This window comes from Lysinibacillus sp. CTST325 (genome assembly GCF_054665055.1).
In genome coordinates this window covers 71,993-84,265 of sequence record NZ_BAAFHO010000018.1, presented here as the reverse complement: position 1 = coordinate 84,265, position 12,273 = coordinate 71,993, and the positions used below count along the sequence as shown (strand labels likewise).

Here is a 12,273-nt window from a genome sequence, read left to right as displayed (position 1 = left end):
TTACTCGAGGCTCAAAAATATGAACAATATTCGTAGATGTTTGTTTTATGATATTAAAAGGCATCACCATAACGTAGGGTTGATTTCCGTTTCGGCTGGGCGTTTCCTGGGGGCGTCCGATGAGCCGCTTTTGTTGTTGCTGTCGCTACGCTTTCGCACAGAAAACATCCGCTGCGCTCCAGGGTCTCGCGCCAACACGAAGGCGTTATCACAGGACGTGATGGTTTTAGCCTTCGTTCCTCTATCGCTGATCCCCAAGGAGTCGCCCAGTCTCCACTCCAATCAACTTATATACATGGCATACGTTTTAACAAATATCATTCCTGATTTTTTGTGAGTAACCTGTCAGCAACATAGGACAGGTTCACAACTTTTTAGTCCTCGATCACTTTTTTCCGCGTCCTTTAATATTGTTATCCCAATACTCTATCCATTCTGCTTCTTTATCAGTCATGAGTTTCCAGTCTATATCAAACGTTTTTAAGTCTAATTCTTTATACCACTCAGGCATTGTAGCTTTATCGATATCTGAGCGAGTAGGAATTTGATAGTAATCGTTTGCTAGCTGAGTGACCATTCCTTTTTCAAATAAGAACTCTACGAAGAGCTTTGCATTTTCTAAGTTTTTGGCATTGTTGACAACAGCAACACCATCAACTAAAATCGGTGCACCACTTTTCGGATAAATATAATCAAACGGATAATCAGTCGTATATTTCTTTAATAAAATATCTTGTAAATTCCATAAAGAAACACTGCCTTCTTGTCGTGTCATCTTTAAATAAAGTGCATTTGGATCTTGTGTATATTCCTTCGTGTTGGCATCTAATTTTAATAACCAATCGTAGCCCTTCTCAGGCGAATCTGCACCTTGACGTAAAATCATAGATGAATAAATAGTACGCATCGTCCCAGATGCTAACACACCACGAATTAAAATTTTATCCTTCCACTTTGGATCTAATAAATCATCCCAATCTTGTGGACCCGTTTCTTTCGTTAATACATCCTTGTTAATCATAATAACTTCTGGCAGTAACATTTCACCAAACCAACGACCATCTGCATCTTTATAAGCCGCATCAATGGAGTCGTTAAAACTAGGCTTCCAAGCTTGTAGTAAACCTTCATTGGCGCCGACAGTTAGTGCAGATTGCGTACCACCCCACCAAAAATCAGCCTGAGGATTTGCTTTTTCACCACGTAGGCGTTCTAAAATTTGCTGTGCGCCCATCGTTAAAAATTCCACTTCAATGTCCGGGTACTTTTCATTAAACTGATCGATTACTTTTTGCACCATCTCTTCATCGCGCCCTGTATAAATAACAAGCTTTCCAGATGGCTTAGCTGCTACATCGGTCTTTTCAGAACTGGACGTTTTGTCGCTATCTTTTGTAGCAGTCTTGTCACTACTACAAGCAGCTAAGACAAGAAGCATCAGCACAAGTAAAAAACCGAAAATACGTGTTTTCTGCATAATCTTCCCCCTCCCTAATAGTGAAAAACTTACATACTATCAGTATAATACTAAAACCCGGCATTGATGTTAGAATAATTAAAAAATTCACATTAGGCGATGAAAACGGTAATTTTAGACCGGATGAAAACTTAACACGCGCACAATTTACAGCTTTTATGTACCGAGCGCTTGGTTTATAAAAGAAATAAGGGAGATGTATCAAAAAAATGATACATCTCCCTTTCTAATTTTAGATTAAAGTATTTACTTACGGATAGGTTCTAAAGATTTTTCCTTTTGTCGTCGTTGCGAAAGTATTGTCGGTAGCATCATACCTAAAATAACTAAAATAATACCCGCTATTTGTAAAGAAGTTAATGGTTCATGGAGAACAATAACTGAAACGGTTACGGCAACAGGCAACTCCATAGCACTTAAAATAGAGGCAAGAGCTCCTCCTACTTTCGGAACAGCTATAGAGAATAAATAAATTGGCAAAATAATACCGAATAGCCCTAATGCTAGTCCAAATTTCCATAAACCGCCGGCAAATAATTTGCCGTTCCAAAGTACTTCAGGGTTTAGGAAAATACTAATCATGATCAGAGCGACAAAGGAAACAATCAACACGCGTGATGTAGTTGTAATACCTTCCACGTGACGAGAGTTAAATTGAATAAAGCAAGCAAAGGTAAAGGCAGCAGCAAAGCCTAGTAGCCAGCCTTGAATAGCAATACCGCTTAAATCTACATTTAGTACGCCAGCTGCTAAAATAGTCCCAGCAAATAATACAATGATGGAAATCACTTCAGTCCGACTTGGTAAGCGTTTATGAAGTGCGCAATCTATTAATAAGCCGATCCAAGTGAATTGGAAGAGCATTACTACTGCAAGAGAAGCTGGTAGATACTTTAATGATTCGCCGTATATAATCCCTGTAGTCCCAGTAAATATCCCGGCGCACACTAAAATAAGCAGTCCATTTTTAGAAAGCTTCGGTAATTGTCTTTGTGTCACTATAAAAATAGTTGCAACAAGCATAAAGCCAATAATATATTGACTTGATACTGCCTCTCCTGTTGTAAAGCCATGCTGCATAGCTACTTTGACAATTGTCGATAGTACACCGTAGCTACTAGAAGCAATGACAATTAAAAGAGGATAAAATAAATTTTTCTTCATGTTTTTTTGTTTCACTTCCTAAAATTGCTTTACCATATGATGAAATGGTTCATCGATTATGGACCATGGCTCAGTAATGACAAAGCCCATGCGTTCATAAAGGCGACGAGCGTCTTCTTTTTCTGTTTCAACATTTAATGATAATTTTGTATAGCCTCGTTTTTGTGTTTCCTCAATGGCAAATTGCAGTAATAATGTTCCTATTCCTTTACCACGAGCTTCTGGTGCTACACAAATAGTATCAATATAATATTCATCTTCATGAGCTTCTTTATCGATGATGATGGATGGCGCATTTTTTTCTTCAAGCCATTTTACGAGATTTGCATCCATATGAATGGCTTCGACACCATTATAGTAAACAAGAGTTCCTAATACTTGCTCATTCTCCATAGCAACAAAAGTATTTAAATAGGAATGTCGATTGTCCTCACGCTTGAATAGTACAGTAAGTTCTTGTTCAACGGCTTTCGCTGTTTGTTCACCTGTTAAACGGTTGGCAATATCACCAATCGCATCAATAATTAATGGTACAACGGCATGGGCATCCTGTGGTTGCGCTTGTCGAATTGTAATACTCATTGTCAAAATCCCTACCTTTCTATAGGCAAGTATAACAAAGATAGAGGATGACTCAAGTTTTTGGGTAAATGGTGATATTCTGATACTATTTTTCCGAAAGTTTAAAACTTTATACGACATCAATTTTCGTGTTAATCTATAATGACTAGAGTTTCGGGAGGACAACAATGACAAAGGAAGATAAGGATTATATTTTAGTTTATGGAGATGCTTTTATTGACTATATCGCTGATGATGTAACAAACACATCATTTACTAAATATATGGGTGGCGCAACGGTAAATGTTGCTGCGGGAATTAGCCGTATCGGTGCTCCGTCGTCATTAATTACGATCACAGGAGATGACGAAGGTTCTCAGTTTGTTCGAGATGGCCTTGCACAAGAAGGGGTAAGCCTAGATTATGCAGTATTTAACCCTACGAAGCGTGTTAGTGGTGTCTATGTACATTTAACAGAAGCATGTGAGCGGATTTTTAAAGATTATGTCGATGAGACGCCAGATTTACAAGTAGAAGCAACACAATTAAATGAAGCAGCATTTAAACATGCATCTGCTTTAACTGTGTGCTCAGGTACAATGTTCCATCCTACAGCCCTTGATACAACACGCGCTGCTGTAGAGATGGCAAAGGAAAAAGGGGCAATTATCGCAATGGATGCGAATATTCGTCCTTTACGCTGGAGCAGTGAGCAGGTTTGCCGCGACACGATCACGTCATTTTTTGAGCACGTAGATATTTTAAAGGTTACTGATGAAGAATTATTTTTCTTGACAGAAACAACTAGCTTGGAAGAGGGCATTGAGCAATTAAACAGTTATTTAGTGCCCATTATTTTAGTAACAGTAGGGGAAAATGGCACATATGCGGTATTAAATGGTGAGGTTATCCATGTACCGACAGAAAAGGTTGTGCCAGTAGATACTACAGGTGCTGGAGATGCATTTATGGCTGGTGTATTACGCGATGTTCATTACAATGGTTTACCTACAACGGAAGAGGAACTTGTTCGTTGTGTAAGCTTTGGCAATAAGCTAGGTGCTTTAGCAGCCACTAAAGCGGGGGCATTAACAGCTCTTCCATTTTATGATGATATTAAGCATTTACTTAAATAGTCGTTTGGAGCGTGCATACAATGGAGAAAAATTACGATGTATTAGTAAAGGATCGATTATTCTTTGGCGGTGCGAAAGATGCAGATTCAGCTTTTGAACAAGAAACGGTTGATATTGTCATTGATGTTCGAGTAAATGGCTTATCTAATGAGGAGCAAGAAGCGGCTTCATATGCGTACAAGCATATGCCAATTGCTGATGAGGACATAGAAGTAGCACCATCTATTCAAAAAGTTGCGAAAGAAATTGTTTCTGCCTATGAGAAGGGGCAAAAAGTGTACTTCCATTGCGGAAGCGGAGGAGGTCGCGCGGGAGTCGCTGCCACTGCTGTATTACTGGAACTTGGCATGGCCAACTCTCTAGCGGAAGCGGAAGAGGTCGTAAAGAACGCCCGACCACAAGTAACAATTCGTCCAAAAATGGCAGATGCTTTGCAGAAGCTATACAAATAAATGAGAAGATGTACCAAAAGGTTTTTTCAACTTTGGTACATCTTCTTTTTTTAGTTAGTGAATTATACATTTTTGCGCTTTGAATGGTGGATGTCGATAAAACAAAAAAGTTGGATATACAACTCCACGTTATGGTGATAAGCATAAAAAATAATAAATTGGTTTATTTTTGAAAATATAATTCACTTTAATGTTTGTAAGTTAAAAATACAAATTTAGGAGTGAATCAATTGACTACATTTACACCCTTACAAGAGGCTCAAGCCTTTACTGAAGCTTTTCTATTGTCTAACGAGCAGATATCTTTAAATCATCCTTATAAGAAGGATAAAGGTCGATATCCACGAGTGCGGAAATTTTTCCAAAATCATTTGTTAAATGGTACAAGTGATGCTTCCACCTATCAACAAGGTGTTGGGCAATTAATGATGTTCTGCGCCCAGTTCGCTCAACAAAAGGCATTGGTTGGAGAGCGTGATGCAGTTTACAAGGAAATGGTTAATACGGTTATTCCTAAACTTTTGGAAAGAACATATAATTTTCCGTCAATCAATCCATTAGCAGGCTTTCTTTATCTTGGTGTAGCGATGCTTAAAAAGTTGGATGAATCTCAAAGCGATGTATCACTTTCTAATGTAGATGAGTTGTTAGTGCGATACAGAGACTATTTTGCTAATGAAGTATTAAGTTCTATAGAATACCATGCTTTAATGTATCATCGGACTCCGTCTGCTTGGACATACAATGACTCAGAAAAAGCGTACCGTTTTGCTACTGGACCATATTCGGGTCAAATAGGATACTGGATAACTACCGCAGATTTATCCACCGAACCTCAAAAAAAATACTTAGAGATGCCAACAGTTCTCGATAGCTCAGGACAAGTTTCTTTTGCTGGTATTCAACCAGGAACAAGTGGTAGAGATTATATAGATCATCATGCCTATTTCAACACTAAAAACCAGCGATTTATTCTTAACGAATCGCTAAATACAATTGCTTTATGGATGGCGGCACATGTTTATGATGTAAAAGTAAATAAGACTGGAGCTTCATTAAATCCTGCATATAATTTGAAAAATGCTATCAGAGATGTTCTTAGCTATACTCATTGGGGTTCAAATACGTCAGTTGCTAATGATTCTAAAGGGTGTTTTCAACAAGAGCCATTTAACGATGCATTAACGGCTAAAAGAGTTCTTCCGGTTCATGGATATTCCGAAGTAAACTTAACGAATAATATGCTACGATCTCGATTTGATTCGCCGGCATATAATACATTTGCAATAACATTCTTACAAATCTTTGCAAGCTTGATTGAAAATCCAACAGTTTCATCATGGTACAATCTTGTTCCAAATTCTGATTCAGATTCAGGAATTATGGTAGTTCAGATGATTAATACCTACCAAGATATTTTTACAAACTATTCAACTATCAAAAACACTTTAATTAATAATTTGTTTAGCCAGGCTAAATATTGGGGGATGTACATTCCAGAAAATGCTATGTTAGGTTCATCCGAGTTGATTAAAAATCCGTGGCAAATACCTAATAAAGGCGAGGGGATCAATCAAGCCATGGTTGGGTTGTTCAATGTTTATCCTGGATTCACAGGTCAAGGACTTGCAAGTATAAATAATAAAATCGGGGAAGCAATTAAACTCCAACTTGAAGTTGGTCGAGCATTACATGGTCAAAGTGCCTTCCCATCACACGGTCGTTCAGGTCTTTGGGATTTAGCCCGCTTAGATATATTAGCCGATGCTTCAAATACAGATGGGAATGTTAGCTCGGCTACAGACCTAACTACAACTGATAAAGAATCTCCAAACTGTGCCGGAGCACGTCGCACATTCTACGCTTTAGCTATGGCGTTAGCAATCGATGGTTCTAACGGTTTTGATTCGAATTAATGCATACCCGATATAGGTGGAAGAAACATATGGATGATATTTGTTAAATTGATCAGAGTGAAGGCAGAGCGACTCCTTGGGGATCAGCGTCACTGATGAGATCTTATAACGCAAGCGATGAGGCTCATCGGACACCCTGGGAAAGTGCTCAGCCGGAATGTTTGTAACTGCAGATACATAAAATTGTGCTATACAGATTAGAACAGATTTTGTTATAGTGATAATATAACAAAGATGAGGTGAGCAGTATGATGGAGGAGTTAGCGAAAGTTCCGTGGGCAGTCATAGCACCACTAATTGTGGTTCAATTTATTTTAATGATTGTTGCTCTAGTTGATTTACGTAAAATCCATGCCACAAATGGGCCTAAAATTTTATGGGTGTTTCTTATTGTTTTTACTAGTTATATTGGATCGATTGCATACTTTATAGTTGGGAGAAAACAATCATGACAATATTACTTCAGGTAACAGGACTTACAAAGCAATATGCAGAGAGAGTAGTTGTGGATGGAATCGAGTTCACATTAGAAAAAAACACATCGACAGCTTTAATTGGACCAAATGGCGCTGGCAAAACTACGACATTATCGATGCTAACAGGTTTATTAAAACCAACCTCCGGAAGAGTAACAATGCTGGGTGGTGATTTAAGAGCTAATATCGGTTTCTTGCCACAATATCCGCAATTCCATCCTTGGTTAAGTGCGTTAGAGTTTACTGAAATGGCGGCAAAGTTAAATGGTGTACCAGCAAAAAAAGCAAAAGCAGAAGCACAAAAAACACTTGAGTTTGTAGGTCTAGGTAATGATTTAAATAAGAAAATTTCCACGTTTTCTGGTGGCATGAAGCAACGTCTTGGAATTTCCCAGGCAATTGTTCATAAGCCTAAATTACTGTTATTGGATGAACCTGTGTCTGCATTGGATCCAGTAGGTCGTAGGGAAGTTCTTGATTTATTGAAGGGCTTACAGCAAGAAACAACGATTTTATATTCGACACATATTTTAAATGATGCCGAAGAGATGACAGATCAATTATTGTTTTTACGTGGTGGAAAGCTAGTAGAACAGGGGACATTACGTGAAGTTCGACAACGTTTCGATGAATCAAATTATGTTGTAGAGTTTGGCACTGAAAAAGAGGCACAACTTTTTGCCAGTCAGTCTGAACTTATAGGAGAAGCAAAGGGCAACCATGTATATATAGAAATTATTGATGAGCAACCGAGTATGCAGGATCTTCTTCAACATTTGAGTAGTTGTCCTTATAAAATACGAAAAGTGGAGCGACAAACAGCATCACTTGAAGAGATTTTCATGAAGGTGGCGAGAAAAATATGAGAGGATTTAATGTACTTCTGCAAAAGGAATTCAAAGAAGCTTGGCGAAGCTGGAAGTTTTTATGGATACCTCTTGTATTTGCTTTGCTCGGTATGAGCGATCCACTAACAAACTATTATATGATGGATATTTTAAATGCTGTTGGTAATGTACCAGAAGGCTTTGAAATGTTGATGCCAGAATTAATGCCAGTTGACCTATTACAAGCTACCATTGGACAGTTTCAAACGATAGGTTTACTCGTATTAATGGCTACTTTCGTAGGGACCATTAGTAAAGAAAGAGCAAGTGGAATGGCTACTTTATTGTACGTCCGTCCTATATCGTTCGGCGCTTATTTTATGAGCAAATTTATCATCATGAGTACTGTTGGCCTTGTTAGTATTTTAGCTGGTTTTGCTGCGAGCATATACTATACGGTCGTGCTTTATGGGACATTTGAGATAGGGCCACTTGTGGCAAGTTTTTTCACGTATTTTTCTTGGCTACTCTTTGTGATAGCAGTGACATTAATGATGAGTGCTGCCTTTAAAACAGTGGTAGCAACAACATGTGCATTCGCTGTCATATTTATTGGACAAATATTGGATTCTGTAGTGGGGGCGTTTTGGACAATATCACCTTGGAAATTACCGGTATATGGCGTTCAATTAATGAGAGGCACAATGGAGATGTCGGATTATTGGTGGACTTTATCTATTACAATAGTCGTCTTGATAATTTGTGTGAGCATAGGAATTTGGACAATGAAGAAGAATGCATCGATGACGAAAATTTAATATTGTAAAAAAAGATGAAGCAAGACGATACAAGCTGTTAAGGGCTTGATCGTCTTGCTTTGTCTTTTAAGCTTACATATAAGGAACCGTTTCCTTGAACTTGAGCAAAATAAACATCTTCTACGGATTGGACATTTTGCTTTTTCAGCTTTTTCATAAGCCAATCTTCCGTTAATTCAAGTTCAACTAAGTTTTCATAAATAACTTTCCCATCTGAAGCTACTTCTGTTGGTATATAGGTTGGTGGTGTAACATCGGCTTTTACATCTTGCTTCGTAGCTGGTTGCTCAGCGGGCTTTGGTAGTACACTTAGTTTACCCGTAGTTTCCAGTAATGCATATTGTACATCTTGTATAGAGAATATGGCTTGCTCCCGTAGCATCATTGCTAACTCATCCATATGCAAACGATTTTTCTTTAAGGCAGATTCTAAAATAAGACCATTTTGAATAAGGATTGTTGGCTTGTCATCAACAATTACACGAGCTTTTTTAGATTTAATGGTAATGATGGTCATGATATATGTTAAGATACTCCACCAAATGAGGGCAATAAGACCATCTAAAAAGGGTGTTTCCGCCTGTGCTGCTATTTCAGAAGCAATGGAACCGAATGTGATACCTGTTGTATAGTGGAAGAAGGTTAGTTGCCCAAGTTGTTTTTTCCCTAGTAATCGAGTTACGATGAGTAGAGCAAAGAAGGAAAGTGTTGCCCTAAGTATCATTTCCCAAAAATCGGCTTTAAAAAATTCATCTATATTCATACATAAATCAACTCCCTTAAAACTGCTATTTTCAATGAATAGCTTGTGCAAAAAGGTCAATAGTATGCGACGATCTCTTATACCTAAAGTTTACAAAAATTAGAAAGTAGGTGGCGATATGAATAAGAAAATAGAGAATTTTAACAATCCAGTCTATCCAATAATGATAGCAATAGCTGTTGCCCATCTTATCAATGATACGATGCAAGCTGTTATTCCAGCGATGTTCCCGATATTGAAGAGTGATTTAGGACTAACTTTCACACAAATAGGTCTTATTTCGTTTGCATTAAATATGTTTGCCTCTGCTTTGCAGCCTGTTGTTGGTTTTGCTAGCGATAAAAAGCCGATGCCTTACGCTCTACCGATTGGTATGGCAAGCTCATTCATAGGCATTGCTATTATAGCGTTCACATCACAATATTGGATAATTATTATCGCAGTATTATTTTTAGGGTTTGGGTCAGCTATTTTTCATCCTGAAGGTTCACGTGTTTCATTTATGGCGGCAGGCTCAAAAAGAGGACTTGCTCAATCAGTTTATCAAGTTGGGGGTAACTCTGGGCAAGCACTCGCACCACTAATTAGTGCTTATATTTTTGATATTTTTGGGCAACGTGGTGCCGCAATTGTCTTAGTAGTGGCAGCAATAGGTATTGTTATATTGAGCAAAATTGCAGCGTGGTATAGAAAGCAGTTAGAGCAAGAACGTTTGACAAAGAAAAAACGAGTATTAGTTTCTAATTTGCCTCCATTAACAAAGAAACAAGTAGGCATTGCGTTGACGTTACTATTTACGATTATTTTTGCGAGATCCTTTTATACAACTAATATTACAAGTTTCTATGTGTTTTATTTAATGGATCATTATGATGTTAGCCTTCGTCTTGGACAAATATTAATTTTCACCTTTATGGCCTTTGGCGTAGTTGGCACATTTTTCGGAGGCTCATTATCAGATCGAATTGGTAGAAAAAACGTTATTTTACTGTCCGTTGTTGTGCCGATGCCATTTTGTTTAGCATTGCCTTATGTACCGTTATGGGCAGCAATGATATTTTTAGTGATTATCGGTACACTCATTATGATTAGCTTCTCGGTAACAGTTGTCTATGCACAAGAGCTTGTTCCGACAAAGATTGGTACAATGGCTGGTTTAACAACTGGTTTTGCCTTCGGAATGGGTGCAATCGGTGCGATGGTAATTGGTGTATTAATGGATCATAAAGGTATTGATTTTACGATGATGGTCGTTTCTTTACTACCATTATTATTACTAGTAGCATTTTTCTTACCTAAGGATAAACCAGCTTCGGCGGTGTAACAATCAGGTAAGAGTGAAAGATAAAAATGCTACGCCTGATTGCATAAAGCTGTATGGTGATTTTTTGAGAGGGGCAGCGAAACAGTCTGTTTCCTCCAAGGTGAGGCTTGTATTGGGAGAATAAAATAGGTTGGAACTTTTAGTATTTTAATCAAAGTTATTAAACTATTTTAGTTCAGCTTGCTATTCACCAATGATGAGGAACTGTTGATTTTTCACGGAGAGTGGCGACTCCTGCGGGATGAGCTTGCGCTGAAAGCCCCGCAGGAACGTAGTGACGAGGAGATTGAAGCCAAGCCCGCGGAAAGCGCCAACTCGGAGTGAAAATCAACTTTTGATTAATGCTACACTTTAATTTATATCCATTATTTTATAGATAAGCTAAAACGCGTTCTCCAGTTAGAGAAACGCGTTTTTATTATTGACGTAATGGGGATAAAAATTCAGCCGGAAGTTTTTCTTTATCTAGTACATAGCCTTCTGATACGTGAACTTCATGCATTTTATCATTGTAAGTGAATTTAAAAATACCATTATCAAAGTCAGTGCCAATCTCTTTGAAAAATATACCTTCGATTGATACATATTTAGGACATGTAAATGCTACTTTAAAATCTTCGTGTTCTTGGATTAAATAAGCACGTACACCTTTTTCATATGTATCGTTTGCATCGTCGTCAGTTGGACGTTGGACAGCAACGATGTGAAAATCAACAAAAGGAACCTCTTTTAATAAGACGTTTAGGAAGGAACCCTTGGTAATCTCTTCCCAGCGACTTTGTGCACTTTGGCCTACGATGATTTGGGAAATTCCATAATTTTTTGCCACTTCTGCAATAACCTTTTGTATGGGGCGCTTTTCATTATCTTGTAATATGAATTTTTCAATTTCAAGCTCATCAGATAACTTTTTCCATTGCTCAATGTAGCTAGATTTCTCTACATCAAATGCATCAAGGGGTTGCGAATCGACCGAAAGAATATAGAGCGGACAATCTAACATTGTAGCCATTTTATGGCCACGTCGTATTAATCGCTCACCATTAAGCCCATAGTAGACACAAACTAATATACTTTCGTCTAAACGCCCTTTTACATGCTTCATAAAAATTAACACCTCTTATCTTGTCGTTATTTTGTCATTTCTACAGTCGGTTTTGAGAAAATTAGTCTAAAACAGCAAAAATCGATACTGATGCAGTGCATTATGCTCATTTATATTGTATACTAAAAAACGTATAAAAGTTAATGATAATATATTGGGAAAACCTTGAGGAAACAGGGTTATCTCTATATTTTACAGTTATTTGAAATATGCATTTCGTGCATTTAAACCAATTGCTTCTATATGCCACACTA

14 protein-coding genes are annotated in these 12,273 nt (G+C 37.8%); 9 read left to right on the top strand and 5 right to left on the bottom strand.

Annotated elements, in window-relative coordinates; all coding sequences use genetic code 11:
• Positions 1-19 precede the first annotated feature (19 nt).
• A complete protein-coding gene (locus tag ACYQ73_RS25335) occupies positions 20-337 on the top strand; it encodes a hypothetical protein (RefSeq protein WP_460014982.1) in 318 nt (105 codons plus the stop codon).
• Positions 338-385: 48 nt separating this feature from the next.
• On the opposite strand, the gene ACYQ73_RS25330 is transcribed toward ACYQ73_RS25335, so the two are convergent.
• Complete coding sequence (locus ACYQ73_RS25330) at positions 386-1,477, bottom strand: extracellular solute-binding protein (protein WP_460014981.1); 1,092 nt, start codon at positions 1,475-1,477, stop codon at positions 386-388.
• A gap of 20 nt (positions 1,478-1,497) precedes the next feature.
• Here ACYQ73_RS25330 and ACYQ73_RS25325 point away from each other — a divergent pair, with 20 nt between their 5' ends.
• Positions 1,498-1,659 carry an S-layer homology domain-containing protein gene (locus tag ACYQ73_RS25325; RefSeq protein WP_460014980.1) on the top strand — a complete coding sequence of 54 codons (162 nt, stop codon included), beginning with the start codon at positions 1,498-1,500 and terminating at the stop codon, positions 1,657-1,659.
• Between the two features lie 64 nt (positions 1,660-1,723).
• Here ACYQ73_RS25325 and ACYQ73_RS25320 read toward each other — a convergent pair whose 3' ends face one another.
• Together ACYQ73_RS25320 and ACYQ73_RS25315 are read right to left on the bottom strand one after the other, a co-directional pair.
• Complete coding sequence (locus tag ACYQ73_RS25320) at positions 1,724-2,641, bottom strand: EamA family transporter (RefSeq protein WP_460014979.1); 918 nt, start codon at positions 2,639-2,641, stop codon at positions 1,724-1,726.
• An 18-nt stretch (positions 2,642-2,659) separates the two neighbouring features.
• The gene (locus tag ACYQ73_RS25315) at positions 2,660-3,223 is read right to left on the bottom strand and encodes a GNAT family N-acetyltransferase (RefSeq protein ID WP_460014978.1); all 564 of its coding nucleotides are present in this window, start codon (positions 3,221-3,223) and stop codon (positions 2,660-2,662) included.
• Between the two features lie 167 nt (positions 3,224-3,390).
• Between ACYQ73_RS25315 and ACYQ73_RS25310 the strand changes: the two genes are divergently transcribed.
• The 6 genes from ACYQ73_RS25310 to ACYQ73_RS25285 all read left to right on the top strand — a co-directional run bounded on the left by ACYQ73_RS25310 (position 3,391) and on the right by ACYQ73_RS25285 (position 8,827).
• Entirely contained in the window at positions 3,391-4,338 is a 948-nt protein-coding gene (locus tag ACYQ73_RS25310; RefSeq protein WP_460014977.1) for a carbohydrate kinase family protein, read from the top strand.
• Positions 4,339-4,358: 20 nt separating this feature from the next.
• Complete coding sequence (locus ACYQ73_RS25305; RefSeq protein ID WP_460014976.1) at positions 4,359-4,790, top strand: protein-tyrosine phosphatase family protein; 432 nt, start codon at positions 4,359-4,361, stop codon at positions 4,788-4,790.
• Between the two features lie 230 nt (positions 4,791-5,020).
• Positions 5,021-6,706 (top strand): hypothetical protein, encoded by a 1,686-nt coding sequence (locus ACYQ73_RS25300; protein ID WP_460014975.1) that lies wholly within the window; start codon positions 5,021-5,023, stop codon positions 6,704-6,706.
• 248 nt (positions 6,707-6,954) lie between these two features.
• Positions 6,955-7,158: a PLDc N-terminal domain-containing protein gene (locus ACYQ73_RS25295; RefSeq protein ID WP_460014974.1), complete on the top strand. Its 204-nt coding sequence runs from the start codon at positions 6,955-6,957 to the stop codon at positions 7,156-7,158.
• Complete coding sequence (locus ACYQ73_RS25290; protein ID WP_460014973.1) at positions 7,155-8,048, top strand: ABC transporter ATP-binding protein; 894 nt, start codon at positions 7,155-7,157, stop codon at positions 8,046-8,048. The genes ACYQ73_RS25295 and ACYQ73_RS25290 overlap by 4 nt, the downstream gene beginning before the upstream one ends.
• Positions 8,045-8,827 carry an ABC transporter permease gene (locus tag ACYQ73_RS25285; RefSeq protein ID WP_460014972.1) on the top strand — a complete coding sequence of 261 codons (783 nt, stop codon included), beginning with the start codon at positions 8,045-8,047 and terminating at the stop codon, positions 8,825-8,827. Before ACYQ73_RS25290 ends, ACYQ73_RS25285 begins: the two co-directional genes overlap by 4 nt.
• A gap of 37 nt (positions 8,828-8,864) precedes the next feature.
• Here ACYQ73_RS25285 and ACYQ73_RS25280 read toward each other — a convergent pair whose 3' ends face one another.
• Positions 8,865-9,590 (bottom strand): DUF421 domain-containing protein, encoded by a 726-nt coding sequence (locus tag ACYQ73_RS25280; RefSeq protein ID WP_460014971.1) that lies wholly within the window; start codon positions 9,588-9,590, stop codon positions 8,865-8,867.
• Positions 9,591-9,708: 118 nt separating this feature from the next.
• On the opposite strand from ACYQ73_RS25280, the gene ACYQ73_RS25275 reads away from it, so the two are divergent.
• Positions 9,709-10,914, top strand: coding sequence for an MFS transporter (locus ACYQ73_RS25275; protein WP_460014970.1), 1,206 nt, complete (start codon positions 9,709-9,711; stop codon positions 10,912-10,914).
• A 418-nt stretch (positions 10,915-11,332) separates the two neighbouring features.
• Here ACYQ73_RS25275 and ACYQ73_RS25270 read toward each other — a convergent pair whose 3' ends face one another.
• Positions 11,333-12,019 (bottom strand): histidine kinase, encoded by a 687-nt coding sequence (locus ACYQ73_RS25270; protein ID WP_460014969.1) that lies wholly within the window; start codon positions 12,017-12,019, stop codon positions 11,333-11,335.
• Positions 12,020-12,273: the final 254 nt, after the last annotated feature.